The organism is Paraburkholderia sp. GAS333, assembly GCF_050435665.1.
GTDB lineage: Bacteria > Pseudomonadota > Gammaproteobacteria > Burkholderiales > Burkholderiaceae > Paraburkholderia > Paraburkholderia fungorum_A.
The window spans coordinates 1-22,173 of record NZ_JBNDKS010000001.1 but is presented as its reverse complement, the minus strand read 5'-3'; the positions used below and the strand labels follow the sequence as shown (position 1 = coordinate 22,173).

Here is a 22,173-nt window from a genome sequence, read left to right as displayed (position 1 = left end):
TCACACCTTGGTTTCCTGCGCGAGGCGACCCGGCACGCCGCCGATCGAACCCGCGCCCATCGTAATCACCACATCGCCGTCGCGCACCACTGCTGCGAGCGCGTCCGGCACTTCATCCACCGTATCGACAAATACCGGCTCGACCTTGCCCGCCACCCGCAGCGCGCGCGCCAACGCGCGGCCGTCAGCGGCGACGATCGGCGCTTCGCCGGCCGAATAGACTTCCGTCAGCACGAGCGCGTCGACGGTCGACAGCACTTTCACGAAATCTTCGAAGCAGTCACGCGTGCGCGTAAAGCGGTGCGGCTGGAACGCCAGCACCAGACGACGCCCCGGGAATGCACCGCGCGCCGCCGCGACCGTCGCCGCCATTTCGACCGGGTGATGACCGTAGTCGTCGACCAGCGTGTAGGCGCCCGTCGCTTTGCCTTCGGCCGCGACCGGCACTTCGCCGTAACGCTGGAAGCGTCGGCCAACACCGTTGAAATCCGCCAGCGCTCGCTGGATATCGGCATCTTTCACTTCAAGTTCAGTCGCAATCGCGATGGCCGCCAGCGCGTTCTGCACGTTGTGCTCGCCCGGCAGGTTCAACACGATGTCGAGCGGCGCCGCGTCTTCGCGCAGCGCGGTGAAGTGCATCTTGCCGTCCTGCGCTTTCACGTTGACCGCGCGCACCTGCGCGTCCGCTGCCAGACCGTAGCGGATGATCGGCTTCGACACGAACGGCAGGATTTCCTTCACATTCGGATCGTCGACGCACAGCACCGCGATGCCGTAAAACGGCAAACGATGCGTGAATTCGATGAACGCCTGCTTGAGCCGCGCGAAGTCGTGGCCGTAGGTGTCCATGTGATCGGCGTCGATGTTCGTGATGACTTCGATCACCGGGAACAGGTTCAGGAATGACGCGTCCGATTCGTCCGCTTCAGCGACGATGAAATCGCCCGTGCCCAGCCGCGCATTCGCACCCGCGCTGATCAACCGGCCGCCGATCACGAACGTCGGATCGAGGCCGCCCGCCGCCAGCACGCTCGCCACCAGCGAGGTGGTCGTGGTCTTGCCGTGCGTACCGGCAATCGCGATGCCCTGCTTCAGGCGCATCAATTCCGCGAGCATCACTGCGCGCGGCACGATCGGAATCCGGCGATGACGCGCGGCCAGCACTTCCGGGTTGTCGCTGCGCACTGCCGTGGAAACGACCACTGCGTTCGCGCCTTCGATGTTCTCCGCCGCGTGACCGATCGCGATCCGCGCGCCGAGTTTCGCGAGACGGTCGGTGATTGCGTTGCTCGACAGATCCGAGCCGCTCACCTGATAGCCGAGATTGACCAGCACCTCCGCGATGCCGCTCATGCCGACACCGCCGATGCCGACAAAATGAATATGTTTGACGATGTGTTTCATTGCTTTCCTTCTGGGCTCGCGCCCGAAATCGAACCCGCCACGGTGGCGCAAATCTGCGCCACCTGTTCCGTGGCGTCGGGTTTCGCGAGCGAGCGCGAACGCTCCGCCATCTCCGCGAGAGTTTCCCGCGTCTGGCTGCGCAACCAGTCAGCGAGTTTTTCCGCCGACAGGTCACGTTGCTGCACGACCAGCGCCGCGCCGTTGTCGGCGAGGAACGCTGCATTGGTTGTTTGATGATCGTCTACTGCATACGGGAACGGCACGAAAAACGCTGCCACGCCCACCGCCGAAATCTCCGACACCGTCATCGCGCCCGAGCGGCAGATCACCAGATCGGCCTTCGCGTACGCGCTCGTCATGTCGTCGATGAAAGGCACGAGTTCAACATCCGCGCCCGTTTGCAAACCGGCTGCCGCGTAGTTCTCGCGCAGCGCTTCAATATGCTTCGCGCCCGCCTGATGCACGATGCGCGGACGTTCGTTCGGCGCGAGCATGGCGACCGCACGCGGCACCACTTCGTTCAACGCCGCCGCACCGAGACTGCCGCCCACGACGAGCACATTTAGCGGACCGTTGCGTTGCGCGTAGCGTGCTTTGGGTGCAATCGCGCGCGCAAGTTCCTCACGAATCGGATTGCCGGTCCATTCACCGTGCGGCAATGCATTCGGGAACGCGACCAGCACGCGCTTCGCGACTTTCGCGAGCACCTTGTTCGCGAGACCTGCAATCGAATTCTGCTCATGCAGCACCAGCGGACGGCCGCTCAACGCAGTCATCAAACCCGCCGGGAACGTGATGTAGCCGCCCATGCCAAGCACCACATCCGGCTTCACGCGACGCAATACGGACAGGCTCTGCGTGCACGCGCGCAGCAGATTCAGCGGCAGCATCAGCTTGGTCTTCATGCCCTTGCCGCGCAGTCCGCCGAAACGCACGTACTCCATCGGAATGCCGTGCTTCGGCACCAGCGCGGCTTCCATACCGGCAGGGTTGCCGAGCCAGACGACCTTCCAGCCCCACGCCTGCATCAGATGAGCGACCGCGAGCCCCGGGAACACATGTCCCCCGGTGCCTCCAGCCATCACCATCAGCGTGCGTTGCGGCACAGCGGTCATACCTTGCCTCCGCACATCAGCAGAAAGAAAAATCGGTTTTGGCTTCGGCCGCTGCGCTTAACTTCGTGCGCGTTGCGCACGAAGTTAGCCTTCGCCGAAATCGTGTACCGCTGCGTGGGGGTCATACCTTCCCCCCACGCATCAGCACACGATTTTCATAATCCACGCGCATCAATACCGCCACCGCGACGCAGTTCAGCAAAATGCCCGAGCCGCCGTAACTCACCAGCGGCAACGTGAGACCTTTGGTCGGCAGCAAACCGAGGTTCACGCCCATGTTGATGAAGGTCTGCGCGCCGAACCAGATGCCGACGCCCTTCGCCACCAGACCCGCAAACGTGCGATCGAGTGCGAGCGCCTGACGGCCGATTTCGAACGAACGGCGCACGATCCAGTAAAACATCAGGATCACGACCAGCACGCCGACAAAACCGAGTTCCTCGCCGATCACCGCGAGGATGAAGTCGGTATGCGCTTCCGGCAGATAGTTGAGCTTCTCGACGCTGCCGCCGAGACCCACGCCGAACCACTCGCCGCGGCCGAATGCGATCAGCGAGTGCGTCAATTGATAGGCCTTGCCTTGCGCGTAACGGTCGTCCCACGGATCGAGGTAAGCGAAGATCCGCTCGCGACGCCACGGCGATGCCCACACCAGCAAGCTGAACGTGCCCACTGCGGTGGCCACCAGCCCGCCGAACAGCTTGCCGTTCACGCCGCCGAGGAACAGCACGCCCATCGCAATCGCTGCGATCACCATGAACGCGCCCATGTCAGGTTCAAGCAGCAGCAACGCGCCGACCACGCCGACGGCAAACGCCATCGGCAGAAAGCCTTTGGCGAAGCTGTGCATGTATTCCTGCTTGCGCACCGTGTAGTTCGCCGCGTAGATCGTCACGGCGAGCTTCATGATTTCCGACGGCTGCATGTTCGTGATGCCGAGCGGAATCCACCGACGCGCGCCGTTCACGCCCTTGCCGATGTGCGGGATCAGCACGATCACGAGCGCGACGAGCGAGATCAGGAACAGCTTGGGCGCGTACTTGTCCCACGTCGAAATCGGAATCCGGAACGACACGACGCCGACCACCGCGCCCATGGTCACAAAAATGATCTGGCGCACGAGGAACGCCCAATCGCGATACGACGAGTACTTCGGCGAATCGGGCATCGCAATCGACGCCGAATACACCATCACGACGCCGAGGCCGAGCAGCGCGACGACCACCCACAGCAGCGAGTGATCGTAGTCGAGCATCCGCGAGCGCAACGGACGCACGCCGTTGACCGCGCTCGCCAGCCCGCTGCCGCCCGTGCGGCCACTCGAGACGCGCGCGCCGCCGCCCGCCTCGCCTGCGGTTGCCTCGCGCGAACCGAAACGTTCCGACCAGCTCATATCATCGTCCCCCGTTCGGCCGCGATATCTTCGACCGTGCTGCGGAATACGGCCGCACGGTGCTCATAATTTTTGAACATGTCGAAGCTGGCGCAAGCCGGCGACAGCAGCACGGCGTCGCCCGGTTCAGCCAATGCGGTCGCTGCGCGCGTCGCTTCTTCGAGCGTCGCGTGATCGGTCATCGCGATGCCACTATGTTCCAGCGCCGCGCGAATCAATGGCGCGTCGCGGCCGATCAACATCACGGCGCGGCACCAGCGTGTTACCGGCGCGGCGAGCGGGTCGAAATCCTGGCCCTTGCCTTCGCCGCCGACGATCAGCACCACGCGTTGCGCGAGGCCGTCGAGCGCGGCGACCGTGGCGCCGACATTGGTGCCCTTGCTGTCGTCCACGTAATCGACGCCTTCGATCGACGCGATCAATTCCACGCGATGCGGCTCGCCATGGTATTCACGCAAGCCGTGCAACAACGGTGCGCCGGGCAAACCAACTGCGCGGGCCAGCGCATACGCGGCCAGCGCGTTTGCCGCGTTGTGCAGGCCGCGAATGCGCAGCGCGTCCGCCGGCATCAGGCGCTTGAACGCGATGTCCGGCGCGCTCACCACTTCATTCTTCCGGCGACGTTTCGGCGCAGGTTCGTCGCTCGCGTCACGATCGTGCGCTTCGACGAGCCACACCATGCCGTTATCGCGCAGCAAGCCGTAATCGCCGTCGTTCTTCGGCTCGGTGACGCCGAACGTGATGACTTCCGCTTCCGCATCCGCCGAGTTGGCCAGCGACATGACCCGCGAGTCGTCGCGATTCAGCACACGCACGGTCTGTGTACCGAAGATGCGACCCTTCGCGGCCGCATATGCATCGAGCCCGCCGTGCCAGTCGAGGTGATCTTGCGTGATGTTCAGCACCACGGCTGCATCCGGTGCAAACGTGTGTGCGGTTTCAAGCTGGAAGCTCGACAGTTCGAGCACCCAAACGTCCGGCAGTGCGGTCTGATCGATGGCTTCGGTGAGCTTGTCGAGCAGCGACGGGCTGATATTGCCCGCTACCGCCACCTTCTTCCCGGCGCGTTCGCACAGCAGGCCGGTCAGGCTCGTCGTCGTGGTCTTGCCGTTGGTGCCGGTAATCGCGATCACCTTCGGCGCGTAGCCGCTTTCGCCGAGCGTCTTCAATGCCTGCGAAAACAGTTCGAGTTCGCCCCACACCGGAATGCCCTGCTCGCGCGCTGCCGTAATCAACGGCAGTAAATCGGCGGCAAGCGGCGACAAACCCGGGCTGATCGCCACGAGTTCGACGCCTTCGAGCAGCACCGGCGAAAACGGTCCGCCGACGAAATCGGCTGCGACGCCGTGCGCTTCGAGCGCGGGCAGATTCGGCGGCACCTCGCGCGTATCGGCCACACGCAGCCGACAGCCGTGCCGCGCGCACCAGCGCGCCATCGCGAGACCGGATTCACCCAGTCCCAGCACGAGCACCATCGGCTTTTGCCGATCCCGAAACTTCTCGCCGAACATCGCTTGCTTTCCTATTACCCGTTTAACGCAACTTGAGCGTGGACAAACCGAACAGACACAACATCAACGTGATGATCCAGAAACGCACGACCACCTGCGTTTCCTTCCAGCCCGACAATTCGAAATGGTGATGCAGCGGCGCCATCTTGAAGAGACGCCGCCCTTCGCCGAAACGGCGCTTGGTGAACTTGAACCAGGTGACCTGCAACATCACCGACAACGTCTCGGCGACAAAAATGCCGCCCATGATGAACAGCACGATTTCCTGACGCACGATCACCGCGACTGTGCCGAGCGCGCCGCCGAGTGCGAGCGCGCCGACGTCGCCCATGAACATCTGCGCCGGGTGCGTGTTGAACCACAGGAACGCGAGCCCTGCCCCGCCCATCGCCGAACAGAAAATCAGCAATTCGCCGGCGCCCGCGATATGCGGGAACAGCAGGTATTTCGAATAGACCGAGCTGCCCATCACGTACGCGAACACGCCGAGCGACGCGCCGACCAGCACGACCGGCATGATCACGAGACCGTCGAGGCCATCGGTGAGGTTGACTGCGTTGCTCGCGCCGACGATCACCAGATACGTCAGCACGATGAAGCCCCACACGCCGAGCGGATAGCTGATCGACTTGACGAACGGCAGCATCAGGTCGGCGCGCGCGGGCAGACTCATCGACAAACCGCTCTTCACCCACGCCATGAACAGGTCGAACACGCGCACGTTGGTCGCTTCGGACACGCTGAACGCGAGATACACCGCAGCGAACAGGCCGATCACCGACTGCCAGAAATACTTCTCGCGCGAGGACATGCCACGCGGGTCCTTGTAGACCACCTTGCGGTAATCGTCGACCCAGCCGATCACGCCGAAGCCGAACGTGACGAGCATCACGATCCAGATAAAGCGATTGGTCAGGTCGGCCCACAACAGCGTCGCCACGGCGATGCCGAGCAGAATCAGCACACCGCCCATGGTCGGAGTGCCCGACTTGACGAGGTGAGTTTGCGGTCCATCTTTACGGACTGCCTGGCCGACCTTCATCGCGGCCAGCTTGCGAATCACCGCCGGGCCGCAGACGAGCCCGATCAGCAGCGCAGTGATGGTCGCCATCACTGCGCGGAATGTCAGATAACTGAACACGCGCAAGAAGCTTGCGTCATTCTGCAGCCATTGCGCCAGCGCCAGTAGCATGCTTCGGTCCTTCTATTTCAATGTGCGGCGGGCGTCGAGCCCGCTGCGTTGGGTTGTGGACTCGTTACGGCGTCCACCACGCGCTCCATTTGCATGAAGCGCGAGCCTTTCACGAGAAGCGTTGCAGCAGCACCGAAACCGGCCTGCTGCAATTGCGCGATCAGCGTGCCAACGTCGGCCACGTGATGCGCGCCCGCGCCGTAAGCGGTGCAGGCGTCGCGGGATGCGTCGCCCAGCGCGTACAGCGCGTCGATACCGCGCTCCTTGGCGTAGGCGCCAATTTCGCGGTGGAATACGGGACCGTTGTCGCCGACTTCGCCCATGTCGCCCATTACCAGCACGCGCGGTGACGTGCGCGACGCGAGCACGTCGATTGCGGCGCGCATCGAGTCGGGATTGGCGTTGTAGGTGTCGTCGATCACGGTCGCGCCAGCGAGCGTGCCGAGCACGGCCTGCTTCACCTGCAAGCGGCCTTTGACTGCACCGAACGATTCGAGACCGCGTTTGATCGCGTCGAGCGACACGCCGGCTGCCAATGCCGCCGATGTCGCGGCCAGCGCGTTGTGCGCGTTGTGGTCTCCGAGCACTTGCAGCGTGACGTCGACGTGGCCTTCGGGCGTGTCGATGGCGAGCTGGTTGCCGTCGAACGTGCCGGTGACTGCGGCTTCTGTCGTGCGGCCGTCGTTACGCTGCGAAGCAAGTCCCCTTGGGGGATTGAGTGCGAAGTCGATGATGCGATTGCCTGTTGCCGCCACGCGCCAGATGCTCGCGTACGCATCGTCGGCGGGAAATACGGCGATGCCTTCCGGCGTCAGTGCATGAATCACGCTCGCATGTTCGAGCGCGACCGCTTCGACGGTCGCCATGAATTCCTGATGCTCGCGCTGCGCGTTGTTCACCACGGCCACCGTCGGCTCGGCGATTTTCGCGAGCAACGAGGTTTCGCCGGGATGGTTCATGCCGAGTTCGACCACGGCCAACTGGTGCGCAGCGTGCAGACGGAACAGCGTGAGCGGCAAGCCAATGTCGTTGTTGAAATTGCCTGCGGTTGCAAGACGCGCTTCCGCACCGACCGCGGCGGCAAAGATCGACGCGATCATTTCCTTAACCGTGGTCTTGCCATTGCTGCCCGTCACGGCGACGAGCGGCATGCTGAACCGACGACGCCAGCCGCGAGCCAGCGCGCCCAATCCGACGCGCGTGTCGTTCACGCGAATCGCGGGCACGTTCCAGCCTTCCGGCGTACGCGTGACGATTGCAGCAGCGACATTGCGCGCCGCGACTTCCGGCAGAAAGTCGTGCGCGTCGAAACGATCGCCCTTGATCGCGACGAACAGATCGCCGGGACCCGCACTGCGGCTGTCGGTCGACACGCGATCGAACGCAATGCTGTCGTCGCCGGTCACGGTTGCGCCGGGAATCAGTGCGGCGGCATCACGCAGCGTGAACATGCTCATTCGCCACCTCCGCGTGTGTGCGTCGCGCGTGCGGCGAGCGCGAGGCGGGCGTGATCCTGATCGGAGAAAGCGCGTTTCTTGCCCATGATTTCCTGTGTTGCTTCGTGCCCCTTGCCGGCCAGCACGATGACGTCCTCGCGCGCGGCGCTGCGAATGGCCTGCAGAATCGCGCTCGCGCGGTCTTCGATACGACGCGCCTTCGACACGTCTTTCATGCCGCCCGCGATCTGCTCGATGATCGATTGCGGATCTTCGCTGCGCGGGTTGTCGCTCGTGACGACCACGCCGTCCGCAAGCTTTTCGACAATCGCGCCCATCAACGGACGCTTGGTCGCGTCGCGATCGCCCCCGCAACCGAACATGCAGATGAGTTCGCCGCCGCGTGCTTCCGCCATCGGGCGCAGTGCTTCGAGCGTCTTTTCCAGCGCATCGGGTGTGTGGGCGTAATCGATTACAACCAGCGGCTCGTCGTTCTGCAGACGGCCACCGAGACGTTGCATGCGGCCGTTCACCGATTCGAGCTTCGCCAGCTCGGCGAGTGCGGCCTGGAACGGCACGTCGGCGGCGAGCAATGCGCCGAGCACGCCGAGCAGATTGCTGACGTTGAACGCGCCGAGCGTTTGCACTTCGACGTCCGCGTCGCCCCAATCCGATGTGCTCAGATGAAACGCGGTGCCCGTGGCCGTTGCCCGCACCTTCGACGCGAGCAGCAACGCGTCGGCTTGCGGCGCGTCCTGCAGCGTTGCATCAAGGCCGTAAGCGATCGTGCGCGCGTGGCCTTGCGTGCTTTCCAGCAGACGGCGCCCGGCGGCATCGTCGCGATTGATCACGGCTGCGCGCAGTTCCGGCCACGCGAACAGACGCGCTTTGGCCGCTTCATACGCGTCGAACGTACCGTGGTAGTCGAGGTGATCCTGCGTGAGATTCGTGAACACGGCGATGTCGAACGCGGTGCCGTTCACGCGCCCCTGATGCAACGCGTGCGACGACACTTCCATTGCCACCGCCTGAGCACCCGCGTCGCGCAATTGAGCGAGACTGCGTTGCAGTTGCGGCGCGTCGGGCGTCGTGAAACCGGTGTGCACGAGTTGACCGGGCAAGCCGGTGCCGAGCGTGCCGATGATCGCGCAACGCTTGCCCAGCGCGGTCAGCGCTGCCGAAATCCACTGGCTGCACGAGGTCTTGCCGTTCGTGCCGGTGACGCCGACCGTCAACATGCTGTCGCTCGGATCGTCGTACCAGCCGCTCGCAATCGAGCCGGCGAGTTCGTTCAACGCCGGCACGGCGAGCGTGTTCGACGGATCGATTGCACCGTTGAAGCCCTCGGGCTGAACCAGCACCGCCGCCGCGCCACGTTCAAGCGCGCCGTCGATAAACGCGCGGTTATCCGCGCCATCTACCGCGTAGGCGAAAAACACGTCGCCTACTGCGAGCGAGCGGGTGTCGGCGTGCAGATGCGCACCTGGCTGCACGCGAGCGTGCAGCCAGGTGAGGGCGTCGGCGATCTGCCGGTGCGCGGGATGTTGCTTGCGCAGCGCGCTCATCGCACCACTCCGGGGTGATTCCTGGCGTCGGCGGAAATCGTCAACTTCTTCGCGCTGGCGCTGGTGGAAAGTTTCTTTGCGGCAGTCGGCGTGGACGGCGTGGCTGAATTGCCGGCGCCGCCTGGCGCAGCGTTTGCCGAATCGTCCGACACGACCATCTGCTTGACCGGCATATCGGGCGGCACGTTAAGCGAACGCAGCGTATCGCCGACGATGCTGGAGAACACCGGACCCGACACCTGACCGCCGAAGTGGCTACCCGCCGTCGGTTCATCGACCGACACGGCCACGACGATGCGCGGATTCGGCATCGGCGCCATGCCGACGAACGAAGCGCGGTATTTGGAGTGGTCGTACCCGTGAGCGCCGTGTTTATAAGCCGTACCGCTCTTGCCGCCGACGCGATAACCCGGCACGGCCGCATCCGGCGACGTGCCGCCAGGCGCGACCACGGTTTCGAGCATCGCGCGCACTTCTCGCGCGGTAGTCGGCGCGAAAATTTGCGGACCGGTAGCCGGTTGATCGCCTGGCGTGCGGAAAATCGACACCGGCATGATCTCGCCGTCGTGCGCGATCGCGGTGTACGCGCGGCCCAGCTGGAACAGCGACACCGACAGACCATAGCCATACGACATGGTCGCCTGCTCGATCCGGCGCCAGCTTCTCCACGGACGCAAGCGGCCCGCCGCCGCGCCGGGGAACCCGACCTTCGGCGCCTGACCGAGACCGATGCTGGTGTACATGTTCCACATCTCTTCGGGCTTGAGCTGCATCGCGATCTTCGTCGCGCCGATGTTGCTCGACTTCTGGATCACGCCGCCCACCGTCAGCACGCCGAAGCCGCTGTCGTCGGTAATCGGTGCACCGTCGAGCACGAAGCGGCCGCCCCCCGTATCTACCAGTGTAGTCGGCGTGACGCGGTGCAGATCGAGCGCGAGCGAAACCGTGAACGGCTTCATGATCGAGCCGGGCTCGAACGTGTCGGTCAGGATGCGGTTGCGCAACTGGTCGCCGGTCAGGTGCGAGCGGTCGTTCGGGTTGTAGGTCGGGTAATTGACGAGCGCCAGCACTTCACCGGTACGCACGTCGATCACCATCGCCGCCCCGGCCTTCGCCTTGAACTTCTCGACGGCGGCTTTCAGGTTCGTGTAGGCGATGTACTGGATCTTGCTGTCGATAGACAGATCGACGTCCTGGCCGTTATGCGGCACGACCTGTTCGTCCACATCTTCGATGATGTGGCCCATGCGGTCCTTGATCACGCGGCGGCTGCCCGACATACCGGCGAGCAGCTTCTGGTCGCCCAGTTCGACGCCCTCCTGGCCCTCGTCTTCGACGTTAGTGAAGCCGATCAGGTGAGCCGTGATCTCGCCTTCCGGGTAGAAGCGCTTGTACTCGTCGCGCGCATAAATGCCGGGGATGTCGAGCGCGGCCACTTTCTCGGCGACGTCGACCGGAACCTGGCGCTTCACGTAGACGAAGTTTTTATCTTCGGACAGCTTCGTGCGCAGTTCCTTGTTGCTCATGCCGAGCAATTGCCCAAGCGAATTCAGCTTGTCTGCGCCGAGGTCGTCCGGCACCGATTCGGGAATCGCCCAGATGGCGCGCACCGGCAGACTCGTGGCGAGCACGAGACCGTTGCGGTCGAGAATCTTGCCGCGCGTGGCCGGCAATTCAAGCCGGCGCTGATAGCGGATTTCGCCCTGCTTCTGATAGAACGCGTTGCCCGGCCCCTGAATCCAGAACGCGCGACCAGCCAGCGCGAGGAACGCCATGAACAGCAGGAACACGACGAGCTTGGAGCGCCACATCGGCAGACGCACCGACAGGATCGGATTGGCCGAAAAAGCCACGCTCTTGCGAGCCGACGATTTTTTCATCGCACGCCTCCGCGACCTTTCGCTGCCGGTGCCGACGCCGGAGCGGACGTGGGGATCGGCGCATCTTCAGCCTTCACGGCGCCCGGGTCGAGCGTCAGGTATTGGGTGCGGCCGGTGGTGACCGATTGCATCTTCAGCGAGTCGGTGGCGAGTTGCTCGATACGCGAGGTTTTCGACAGCGCGCTCTGCTGATATTGAAGCTGGGAATAGTCCTGCTGCAGCTGGCGCTCCTGCGATTGAGCGCGCTGCAACTGGATAAATATCTGCCGCTGCTGATTGGTCGCGTTAACGACCGACAAAGCACAACCCATCACGATAATCAGCAGGAAGATGTTGAGGCGATTCATGGCGCGATTCGCTCCGCCACACGCATCACGGCAGAACGGGCGCGCGGATTCGCGGCGACTTCAGCGTCGCTCGCGAACACGCGGCCGATGATTTTGAGCGGAGGGCTCGGCAGGTCGACGGCGCGAATCGGCAGACGACGATCGATTGCAGGCGTACTGGCGTGCGCCTGCAGGAATCGTTTGACGATCCGGTCTTCGAGCGAATGAAAGCTGATGACCACCAGCCGCCCCCCTTGCTCCAACAGCGACAACGCTGCTTCTAAAACGACTTGCAGCTCCGCAAGCTCTTGATTGATGTGAATCCGTATAGCCTGAAAGGTGCGGGTTGCCGGATCCTTGCCCTTCTCACGGGTTTTGACGACGTTAGCCACGATTTGGGCAAGCTCGCCCGTGCTGACGAGAGGCCCAAGACGGTCGGACTCTGCCCGGCGAGCAACAAGCGCCTTTGCAATCTGAAAAGCAAACCGTTCTTCCCCATAATCTCGTATCACCTCCGTCAGTTCCTGCACCGTGGCCCGCGCCAGCCAGTCAGCGGCAGACTCGCCGCGCGTCGGGTCCATCCGCATGTCGAGCGGGCCGTCGGCGCGGAAGCTGAAACCCCGCTCCGGATCGTCGATTTGCGGCGACGAAATGCCCAGATCCAGTAACACGCCCGACACCCGCCCAACTCCGCGCTCGTCGATTGCCGAGCGCAGTGAAGCAAAACTCTCGTGCACGATCTCGAAGCGCGGATCGGCGATCTGCTGCGCCGTGGCGATGGCGAGCGGGTCTTTGTCGAACGCGATCAGACGCGCCGATTCACCGAGCTTCTCCAGCACCAGGCGGCTGTGACCACCGCGCCCGAACGTACCGTCCACATAAACGCCGTCCGCGCGATTAACCAGCGCGTCGACCGCTTCATCCAGCAGCACCGTGCGATGCTGCAATTCGTTTCCCATCGCAGGTGCCATATATGTATGCCGCGATCAGAACGTGAAATTCTTCAGCGCTTCGGGCATGCCCTCGGCGATCGCCGCCTGTTCCTTCGCGGCGTAAGTTTGTGCGTCCCATAACTCGAAGTGACGGCCCATTCCGAGCAGGTTCACTTCTTTTTCCAACCCACCAGCCATGCGCAACTCCGGCGACACCAGCACGCGGCCTGCGCCGTCCATATCTACATCCATTGCATTACCGAGAAAAATGCGTTTCCACCAGGCCGCGTTCATGGGCAGCTTGTCGACTTTGTCGCGAAAGATTTCCCACTCCGGGCGCGGAAAGAGCAACAGGCAGCCGTCCGGGTGCTTGGTGATCGTCACCCGGCCCTCTGCCTGTGTTTGCAGCGCATCCCGATAGCGAGAAGGGATCGACATCCGCCCTTTCGCATCGAGCGTCAGCGCCGACGCCCCTTGGAACACTTCGCTCTCCCCTGTCGACCGGATTCGGCGCTTTTAGCGCCTGCTCCGCTCCCCATGCATCTGGTTGCTCGCGGCACGTTTTGCGCCGGCTGCCCGATTCGTGAAAATCTACCCGAAACTGCTTGTGAGATCACACAAAAATACACTTTCTCACACTGTCTCCCACTTTAGAGTAACGCTAAACAGGGGTCAAGGGAGACCGGCGCTTTTCGAGAGGATTTTGTTTGTTAGAACAAGGACTTAGCGCGACTCCTTCACATCATGCATAAAACGGAAAACCGTTATAAATGAATGAGCTAGTGCAACTTGTGAAGGTGATACGTGAAAAGTGCGGGGGAACAGCGCGGAATGAAAGAGATCGTTAAGCGGATTTAGGAAATGCTTGAGGGTATTTGAGGGGCATTGAGAGGACGACGCGCGCGGCGCCGTCCCACTTGAGAATAGATAAGAACGAGCGGGTTAAACGCTATATGTAATAGGCGGTTTTCGTCATCACTTTCGATACAGCACGCATCAACGCGCGCGCCGGAAACGGCAGTTCGATACCGCCCGCGTCGATCGCGGCTTTGCCGTGCTCCGCTTCGTCCGTCCGCATTTGCTGGACGATGGCGCGCGACTCGTGGTCGGCGGCCGGCAACTCGTCCAGATGACTGTCGAGATGCTGCTCCACCTGACGCTCTGTTTCAGCCATGAAACCGAGGCTGACACGGTCGCCCAAACGCCCTGCAGCGAGACCAATGGCCAACGCGCCGGAATACCAGAGCGGGTTCAGCAGACTGGGACGCGAGTCGAGCGCTTCGAGGCGTTTCGCGGTCCACGCGAGGTGATCTTCTTCTTCAATGGCGGCGTGATTGAAAACGGCGCGCAGCGAAGGAGATTTCGTGGCGAGTTTCTGAGCCTGATAAAGCGCCTGTGCGCAAACCTCGCCGACATGATTCACCCGCATCAAACCTGCGGAATGCGCGCGCTCGGCTGGCGACAATTCGGGCGCCTCCGCCGTTGCCGCCGATTCTTGCGGAACCGGCAACGGTCGACTCATTCGCGACACGCCGGTCATTGAGCGTAAACCCCGATCAAACTCGCTAATCAACTCGTCCAGAAACATTAAGCACTCCCTGATTCAACAACTGCCTCGCCGAACCGGCAGGTCCGCGCGACAAGGCTTTGCGACGCAAAACCGGCTTCGCGAGAACCTCTATTTCGCATGAAATCGGCAGCTAATTCAAGATTTTAGACCATGTTGCGTAAACGAAACAGGAGCCTTCCAGGCCATCTCCTTTTTCTTTGTGCCATGTATGCCTTTTGTTACATTACGTGCAACTTCTCGCGAAGTTGGAATAGCAAGGCCCCTAGAGCCACACAAAATATTCGCCTTGTATAAAAGATTCGTAATCCTTGGAGATCATTCGATGAAAAAGTCGCTTCTCGCTCTCGCAGCACTGGGCGCATTCGCGGGCGTCGCACATGCTCAGAGCAGCGTGACCCTGTACGGCATTATTGATGTTGGTATCAACATGAATACCAACGCAGGTGGCTATCACAAGTACGACATGTCCAGCGGCGTGCTGCAGGGTTCGCGTTTCGGCCTGCGCGGTACGGAAGATCTGGGCGGCGGTCTGAAGGCAATCTTCGTGTTGGAAAACGGCTTTGACGTCACGAACGGCAAGCTCGGTCAAGGTGGTCTGATGTTCGGCCGTCAGGCTTACGTCGGTCTGTCGAGCCAGGCTGGTACGGTCACGTTGGGTCGTCAGTACGACTCCGTCGTCGACTACGTCGGTCCGTTTGAGGTAGGTGATCAGTGGGGCGGCTACATTGCAGCTCACCCGGGCGACCTCGACAACTTCAACAACGCATACCGCACGAACAACACGGTCAAGTACACGAGCAGCAACTACGGCGGCCTGACGTTCGGCGGCACGTATAGCTTCGGCGGCAAGGCTGGTGACTTCACGAGCAACCAGATCTGGTCGTTGGGTGCTGGCTACAACAACGGCCCCCTGGCATTGGGCGTCGGTTACTTGAACGCACGCACGCCGGCAGCTTCGGGCGGCCTGTTCAACAACGGCGGCTCGATCGCAACGAACACGCCGGCTACGGGCACGGCCGCTGCCAGCTACGCTGTGACGTCGGCGATCTACACGGGCTTCGCGTCGGCGAACACGTACCAGGTCGTTGGCGCAGGTGGCGCTTACACGCTGGGCGCAGCAACGATCGGTGCAACGTACTCGAACGTTCGCTTCGGCAACCTGGGTGCGTCGTACGCATCGCCGTTCGCGGGCCAGACGGCTACGTTCAACAACGGCGAAATCAACTTCAAGTATCAGTTGACCCCGGCATTGCTGGTCGGCGCAGCGTATGACTACACGCGCGGCACGCAAATCGAAGGCAACTCCCGCGCTCAGTACCACCAGGGCGCAGTGGGCGTGGACTACTTCCTGTCCAAGCGTACCGACGTGTACATCACCGGCGTGTATCAGCACGCTGTTGGCGACACGCTGAACGCAGCAGGTCAGGTTGTCGAAGCACACGCAGCGATCAACGGTCTGTCCAATTCGTCGACGAACAATCAGTTCACGGCGCGCGTTGGTATCCGTCACAAGTTCTAATAAGTCGTAAAAAAGCAGTTTGTCTCAAAGGCGCCTTCGGGCGCCTTTTTTTTCGTCTATCGGTGCTCCACCTCTTCATTTGGCTCAGCGCATTCAATAAAGCAGAAGGCCCCGGCAAACTTCCGTTTGCCGGGGCCTTCTGCTTCTCTTTATGGCTACTGCTTACACGCGTCCGTCACGCAGTTCGCGGCGCAAAATCTTGCCGACATTGCTCTTCGGCAGCTCCGTGCGAAATTCGACGATTTTCGGTCGTTTATAGCCGGTCAGTTGCGTCTTACAGTAAGCGAGGATATCGGCGTCGGTCAGCGCCTGATCTTTCTTCACAACGAAGATCTTCACCGCTTCGCCCGAGTGCTGATCCGGCACGCCCACCGCGGCAACTTCAAACACGCCCGGCAACTTCGCGACCACGTCCTCGATTTCATTCGGATAAACGTTGAAGCCGGACACCAGAATCATGTCCTTCTTCCGGTCGACGATTTTCACGTAGCCGCTTTCATTCATCAGGCCGACATCACCGGATTTGAAGAAGCCGTCCGGCGTCATCACCTTGGCGGTTTCGTCGGGTCGCTTCCAGTAGCCCGCCATCACTTGCGGTCCGCGAATGCAAATCTCGCCAGGCTGGCCGAGCGGTACTTCGTTGCCTTCGTCGTCGCGGATCGAAATTTCGGTGGACGGCAGCGGCAAGCCAATCGTCCCGCTGTATTCGGTGACCGTGGCCGGATTGCAGGTCACGCACGGCGACGTTTCCGACAGACCGTAGCCTTCGATGATCGGCGTATGCGTCTGTTCGAACCAGCGTTTGGCCACCGCTTCCTGCACAGCCATGCCGCCGCCGTTCGCGGCGAGCAGCTTCGAGAAGTTGAGCTTGTGGAAGTCCGGGCTATTCAGAAACGCGTTGTACAGCGTGTTCACGGCCGGGAAGGTGGTGATCGCATAACCCTCGAGCGCCTTGATCGTGCCGGGAATGTCACGCGGATTCGGAATCAGCACGCCGAGGCCGCCGGTACGCATGGTCAGCAGCCCGCACACGGTTAGCGCAAACACGTGATACAGCGGCAACGCGACCACGGTGATGAACTGATCGATGTCAGGACGATTCGCGCGAACCGGATTGAGCCAGACTTCAGACTGCAACACGTTCGCGATCAGGTTCCGATGCAACAGCGTCGCGCCTTTCGCCACGCCGGTTGTGCCGCCCGTGTACTGGAGAAACGCGACGTCGTCCGGACCTTGCTGGACCGGCTTGAAACTCTGGCGCGCGCCCTCGGCAATCGCGGTGTTGAACGGCACGTGACCCGGCAGGCTCCACGCCGGCACCATTTTCTTCACCTTGCGCACGACGAAGTTCACGAGCGCGCCCTTGACGCCCATCAGGTCGCCCATCGCCGCGACTACGATATGTTTGACCGACGTGTTGCGCACAATCTGCTGCAACGTCACCGCGAAGTTTTCGAGCAGGATGATCGCTTCCGCGCCACTGTCCTTGAGCTGATGTTCAAGCTCGCGCGGCGTGTACAGCGGGTTCACGTTCACCACCACATAACCCGCGCGCAGGATCGCGGCGATCGCCACCGGATATTGCAGCACGTTCGGCATCATGATCGCGATGCGCGCGCCGCGGGCGATTCCCTTTGACTGGAACCAGGCTCCGAGCTTCTGCGACAACGTGTCGAGTTCACCGTAGCTGATTTCCTTACCCATGCAGACGAACGCCGGTTTCGCGCGATGCTCGCGGAAAGCTTCCTCGAGCAGTTCGGCAACCGAGGAATAGCGATTCGTGTCGATTTCTGCGGGAACGCCGGGCGGATAAGATTTCAGCCAGATTTTGTCCATGCAGCGTCTCCTGATTTATTTTCGAATGGTCGTGCTAAAAACGCATCGTAGCATGGGCACCTCATTGCTATTCGCGAAAAGCAGCTTGGTTAGACTGCAGCCTCGAACCGGCCCCGGACGAGCGCTGCAGGGATTTTTTCCGTCTTTTCAAACGCGTTCGACTTCGACGAGGCAGTCGTAGAAAGTCGCCGATCCGCCGAGGTCAGTCAGCGCCTGACTCGTCACCTGATTGGCGTTGCGGCCGTCCGGCGCAAGTTTCTTCCACCAGATCGACAGCCCGACAACGAGCCCTTCACGTGCTTTATCGGTGACGCGAGCGCGCGCCTGCATCGAACCACGATCATTGAAAATGCGCACCTGGTTTCCGTCGACGATCTCGCGTGAATGCGCGTCGGCCGGATGAATATCGAGGTGCGGCTCGCCTTCCGTCGAACGCAGGCTCTCGATATTCACGAACGTGCTGTTCAGGAAATTGCGGGCGGGCGGCGAAATCATCGCGAGCGGATAGCGGGCGGCGAGTTCGGGCGCGCCGTCTGCGGATTCGTACGGCGGCAGATAGTCCGGCAGCGGGTCGAGGCCCTGCTGCGCGAGGCGCTCGCTGTAGAACTCACACTTCCCCGACGGCGTTCTGAAGCCGCCCTCCGCGAACGGTGCGTCGGGCAGGTTCAGCTGGATCCAACCCGTGTTCTTTAGCGTGTCCCAGTCAGCGCCTTCGAGCGTTTTGTCTTCCCAGCGGAATGCGGCCTGCGCGACGGCTTCGTCCGTTTCGAACAGCGCGGGTTCGTCGAGTCCCATCTGACGCGCAAGGCCGCGGAAAATCTCGGTATTCGCACGCACGTCGGCAGCGGGGGCGATGGCCGGCTGGTTGAGCATCACGTGCGTGTGTCCGTATGATTTGTGCACGTCGAGGTGTTCGAGTTGCGTCGTCGCGGGGAGCAGCAGGTCGGCGTAGTCGGCGGTATCGGTCTGGAAATGTTCGAGGACGATCGTGAAGAGATCGTCGCGCGCGAAGCCTGCCGCGACCCGCTCCGAATCCGGCGCGACGGCGACGGGATTCGAGTTGTAGACGACGATCGCTTCGACCTTGGGGCCGAACGCCGCGTCGCCGGGATGCAGCAACGCGTCGCCAATTGCATTCATATTGATGACGCGGCTGAGCTTGGTGGGCCAACCGGGCATCAGATCCGGCCGCTGAAGTGCATGTGAGTCGACCGGAGCCCAGCCGCCCGACGACAGCAGCGCCCCGCCCGCCCGTTCCCGCCATGCGCCGGTAAGCGACGGCAAACAGGCGATTGCGCGCACGGCATTGCCGCCGCCGCGAACCCGTTGCAGACCGTAGTTCATGCGAATCGCGGCTTTTTTTGTGCTGCCGTAAAGTCGTGCAAGCTCGATGATTTCCTGCTCTTCGACACCGCAAATTTCACTAACACGCGACGGCGAATAGCTCAGCGCACGCTCCTTCAATTCGTCGAAGCCCAACGTGTGGTCGGCAATGTACGCGTGATCCAGCAGATCCTCATTGATCAGCACATTGATCATGCCCAACGCTAAAGCGCCGTCCGTGCCGGGTTTCGGCGCAATATGCTGGTGGCATTTTTCAGCGGTCAACGAGCGATACGGGTCGATTGCGATCAGACGCGCGCCGCGACGTTTGGCTTCCTGCGCGCGCGTCCAGAAATGAAGATTCGACGCGATCGGATTCGATCCCCAGATCAAAATCACTTCGCTCTCGGCAAAAAACTCGGTGAGCATGCCGACGCTCGCGCCGTAGGTGTACTTCAGGCCCGCAGCACCCGCCGCAGCGCAGATCGTGCGGTCCAGTTGCGACGCGCCGAGCTTGTGAAAAAACCGTTGCGCGATGCTGTCACCTTGCACGAGACCCATCGTGCCGGCGTAGCTGTACGGCAGGATCGCTTCCGGCGCGCGGCTCGCGATCTCCGATAGACGCGTTGCCGCCAGTTCCAATGCCTCATCCCAACTGATCGGCTCGAAGCGGCCCTCACCCTTTTTGCCGACCCGCTTCATCGGCGTAGTCAGCCGGTTCGGATGGTACACACGCTCGGGATAGCGCGTAACTTTGGTACACAACGCACCTTGCGTCGGCGGATGATCGGGATCGCCGGCGACCTTGATCGCGCGCCCATTCTCGACGGTCACACGCATCGCGCAGGTATCAGGACAATCGTGCGGGCACACAGCACGCGCGAATTCAGTCGGAGCATTCATGGGTATGGATCAGCAGGAGCGAGAAGCGGTGGAGCAATGCGGGATTTTACGTCCATTGGGGTTCGGCCTGGACGGTGCCGCCAAAAAGGCCTTCGGCGTAGAATCGATTATCACGTGCCCGGGTCAATGTGACCCCGAGCGATCCCTCGCAAGTCAAAGCACCAGCGCATCAATCACTCCATCATGAAACTGATTCCCGAAATTCAAGCCGCTCACGGCGAAATTCAGACCCTTCGACGAACGATCCACGCTCACCCGGAGTTGCGCTACGAAGAAACGGCGACGTCCGACCTGGTTGCTAAAACCCTTGAGTCGTGGGGTATTGAAACTCACCGCGGATTGGGCAAAACGGGCGTTGTCGGCGTGCTGAAACGTGGTAATAGTTCGCGCTCAATCGGTCTTCGCGCCGACATGGATGCGCTGCCGATCCAGGAGCTGAACAGTTTCGAACATCGGTCGAAAAATGACGGCAAGATGCACGCGTGCGGCCACGATGGCCATACGGCCATGCTCCTCGGAGCGGCTCGGCATCTGGTTAAACATGGCGAATTCGACGGCACGATCGTGTTCATTTTCCAGCCGGCCGAGGAAGGAGGCGCCGGCGCTCAGGCCATGATCGACGATGGCCTGTTTGTGAAATTTCCGGTTGATGCGGTGTTCGGTATCCACAATTGGCCCGGTATGCCCGCTGGACACTTTGGTGTGACCGAAGGTCCGATCATGGCGTCGAGCAATGAATTTCGCATTGAAATCAAAGGCATAGGATCACACGCAGCACTACCTCATAACGGCCGCGATCCGGTTTTCACCGCTGTGCAGATTGCCAACGGGTTACAGGGCATCATCACGCGGAATAAAAAGCCGCTCGATACCGCAGTGTTGTCGATCACCCAGATTCACGCGGGCGACGCGTTGAACGTCGTCCCGAACGACGCATGGATTGCGGGCACGGTACGGACATTTACCACCGAAACGCTCGATCTTATCGAAACACGTATGCGCAAGATCGCGGAGAGCACCGCCGACGCTTACGACTGCTCGGTCAATGTCCGTTTCCACAGAAACTATCCGCCGACGATTAACAGTAGCAAAGAGGCTCGCTTTGCGGCGACGGTAATGAAGGAGATCGTGGGCGCCGAAAATGTCGACGACGCGGTGGAACCGACAATGGGCGCCGAAGATTTTTCGTTCATGCTGCTGGCAAAGCCTGGCTGCTATGCGTTTTTAGGCAATGGCGACGGTGGCCATAGAGATTCGGGACATGGCGCGGGTCCGTGCATGCTGCATAACGCAAGCTACGACTTCAACGACGAATTGCTGCCGATTGGTTCGACGTATTGGGTACGGTTGGCGCAGCGCTTTCTTGGCGAGGGGAGATAAGCCCTCGTTGTAAGGTGTTAAGGCTAGGGACGGGGACACGACCGGGTGGCTGGCGGTGCGCAGTCATCTAGCGGATCAGGAGAGAAGCGCTGATTGTTAGCGCTGAGGGATTGGCAACTGCGTCTAGGTTTTTTGAGGTTCCGTGCCAGACCACAGCGCTAACAGACTGCCAGATAACTACGTCGACTAGCGCGTTGGCATGTGCGCCTGGATAGGGTGCTCGATGCAAGATGCCGAGAGCCGTCAGGAATTTAGCCGCGCTTATTGCTAGCGTTTTTTTTGCTTGCAGCGTTTGCCCCCCGGTGCATTGCACTGACGCAAGACCGACGACTGCGCTCTACCTGTGCCCCACCACTTTCGTATCTCAGGATGCGGACACGATCAAGTGTTGAGGCGAGCGGATGGGCATCAACACGCGAATGCTCTGGTGAGTATCTACGCGGGGAGACGGAGTGGAGCTTCGGCGTTTGGCCAGGGCTTCGTCTTGCCGAAGCGACAGCCACATTAGCGCTCGATGCCAGTTTCGGACATAACCGCTGAACAACGTTTATCAAAGTTCAGGCGCGTTTATCACGCTATTCCGGAAGACGATGCTAGGTAATAAGCCGCAGCGGCTTCTGGGACGGAACAAGGCAGAGGACTGCTTTCGATGGGCCGGCCGCACGTGTCAGGACATGGCTACTATGGCAGTCCCCTGCCATGGCCGGGATTCCTCTGCAGCCTGTGAGATGCATTCCCCGACGCTTTCAGGATGCTGAATCGGTGCTGGTAAACGCAGAAACCCCACCTTTGTGGGGTGGGGTTTCTGATGCTGCTGGGGAGCCTGACGATTACCTACTTTCACACGGGCAATCCGCACTATCATCGGCGTGGAGTCGTTTCACGGTC

Annotated in this window: 16 protein-coding genes; 2 read left to right on the top strand and 14 right to left on the bottom strand. The window is 61.5% G+C overall.

Annotated features, from left to right (window positions below; all coding sequences use genetic code 11):
* From murC to coq7, 12 genes are all read right to left on the bottom strand, one after another.
* Window positions 1–1,404, bottom strand: coding sequence for a UDP-N-acetylmuramate--L-alanine ligase (murC, locus tag ABH945_RS00080; RefSeq protein ID WP_074765899.1), 1,404 nt, complete (start codon window positions 1,402–1,404; stop codon window positions 1–3).
* A complete protein-coding gene (gene murG / locus ABH945_RS00075; RefSeq protein ID WP_429249379.1) occupies window positions 1,401–2,519 on the bottom strand; it encodes an undecaprenyldiphospho-muramoylpentapeptide beta-N-acetylglucosaminyltransferase in 1,119 nt (372 codons plus the stop codon). The genes murC and murG overlap by 4 nt, the downstream gene beginning before the upstream one ends.
* Before the next feature lie 121 nt (window positions 2,520–2,640).
* Window positions 2,641–3,912: a putative lipid II flippase FtsW gene (ftsW, locus tag ABH945_RS00070; protein WP_429249378.1), complete on the bottom strand. Its 1,272-nt coding sequence runs from the start codon at window positions 3,910–3,912 to the stop codon at window positions 2,641–2,643.
* Entirely contained in the window at window positions 3,909–5,423 is a 1,515-nt protein-coding gene (gene murD / locus ABH945_RS00065) for a UDP-N-acetylmuramoyl-L-alanine--D-glutamate ligase (RefSeq protein ID WP_429249377.1), read from the bottom strand. Before murD ends, ftsW begins: the two co-directional genes overlap by 4 nt.
* A 22-nt stretch (window positions 5,424–5,445) precedes the next feature.
* Window positions 5,446–6,615: a phospho-N-acetylmuramoyl-pentapeptide-transferase gene (mraY, locus tag ABH945_RS00060; protein WP_074765907.1), complete on the bottom strand. Its 1,170-nt coding sequence runs from the start codon at window positions 6,613–6,615 to the stop codon at window positions 5,446–5,448.
* A 17-nt stretch (window positions 6,616–6,632) separates the two neighbouring features.
* On the bottom strand, window positions 6,633–8,072 hold the full coding sequence (locus ABH945_RS00055; RefSeq protein WP_429249376.1) for a UDP-N-acetylmuramoyl-tripeptide--D-alanyl-D-alanine ligase: 1,440 nt from the start codon (window positions 8,070–8,072) through the stop codon (window positions 6,633–6,635).
* Entirely contained in the window at window positions 8,069–9,616 is a 1,548-nt protein-coding gene (locus tag ABH945_RS00050; protein ID WP_429249375.1) for a UDP-N-acetylmuramoyl-L-alanyl-D-glutamate--2,6-diaminopimelate ligase, read from the bottom strand. Before ABH945_RS00050 ends, ABH945_RS00055 begins: the two co-directional genes overlap by 4 nt.
* Window positions 9,613–11,496 (bottom strand): peptidoglycan D,D-transpeptidase FtsI family protein, encoded by a 1,884-nt coding sequence (locus tag ABH945_RS00045; RefSeq protein ID WP_074765912.1) that lies wholly within the window; start codon window positions 11,494–11,496, stop codon window positions 9,613–9,615. Before ABH945_RS00045 ends, ABH945_RS00050 begins: the two co-directional genes overlap by 4 nt.
* The gene (ftsL, locus tag ABH945_RS00040) at window positions 11,493–11,843 is read right to left on the bottom strand and encodes a cell division protein FtsL (protein WP_074765914.1); all 351 of its coding nucleotides are present in this window, start codon (window positions 11,841–11,843) and stop codon (window positions 11,493–11,495) included. Before ftsL ends, ABH945_RS00045 begins: the two co-directional genes overlap by 4 nt.
* Entirely contained in the window at window positions 11,840–12,781 is a 942-nt protein-coding gene (rsmH, locus tag ABH945_RS00035; protein ID WP_074765917.1) for a 16S rRNA (cytosine(1402)-N(4))-methyltransferase RsmH, read from the bottom strand. The genes ftsL and rsmH overlap by 4 nt, the downstream gene beginning before the upstream one ends.
* Before the next feature lie 27 nt (window positions 12,782–12,808).
* Entirely contained in the window at window positions 12,809–13,237 is a 429-nt protein-coding gene (gene mraZ / locus ABH945_RS00030; protein ID WP_074765919.1) for a division/cell wall cluster transcriptional repressor MraZ, read from the bottom strand.
* A gap of 466 nt (window positions 13,238–13,703) precedes the next feature.
* Window positions 13,704–14,342: a 2-polyprenyl-3-methyl-6-methoxy-1,4-benzoquinone monooxygenase gene (coq7, locus tag ABH945_RS00025; RefSeq protein WP_074765921.1), complete on the bottom strand. Its 639-nt coding sequence runs from the start codon at window positions 14,340–14,342 to the stop codon at window positions 13,704–13,706.
* Window positions 14,343–14,646: 304 nt separating this feature from the next.
* Between coq7 and ABH945_RS00020 the strand changes: the two genes are divergently transcribed.
* Complete coding sequence (locus ABH945_RS00020; protein ID WP_074765924.1) at window positions 14,647–15,843, top strand: porin; 1,197 nt, start codon at window positions 14,647–14,649, stop codon at window positions 15,841–15,843.
* A gap of 162 nt (window positions 15,844–16,005) precedes the next feature.
* On the opposite strand, the gene ABH945_RS00015 is transcribed toward ABH945_RS00020, so the two are convergent.
* Both ABH945_RS00015 and ABH945_RS00010 read right to left on the bottom strand, forming a co-directional pair.
* On the bottom strand, window positions 16,006–17,679 hold the full coding sequence (locus tag ABH945_RS00015) for a long-chain fatty acid--CoA ligase (protein ID WP_429249374.1): 1,674 nt from the start codon (window positions 17,677–17,679) through the stop codon (window positions 16,006–16,008).
* Window positions 17,680–17,826: 147 nt separating this feature from the next.
* Complete coding sequence (locus tag ABH945_RS00010; protein ID WP_429249373.1) at window positions 17,827–19,905, bottom strand: molybdopterin-containing oxidoreductase family protein; 2,079 nt, start codon at window positions 19,903–19,905, stop codon at window positions 17,827–17,829.
* A gap of 183 nt (window positions 19,906–20,088) precedes the next feature.
* On the opposite strand from ABH945_RS00010, the gene ABH945_RS00005 reads away from it, so the two are divergent.
* Window positions 20,089–21,285, top strand: a complete 1,197-nt coding sequence (locus ABH945_RS00005; protein ID WP_429249372.1) for a M20 aminoacylase family protein — start codon at window positions 20,089–20,091, stop codon at window positions 21,283–21,285.
* Window positions 21,286–22,173: the final 888 nt, after the last annotated feature.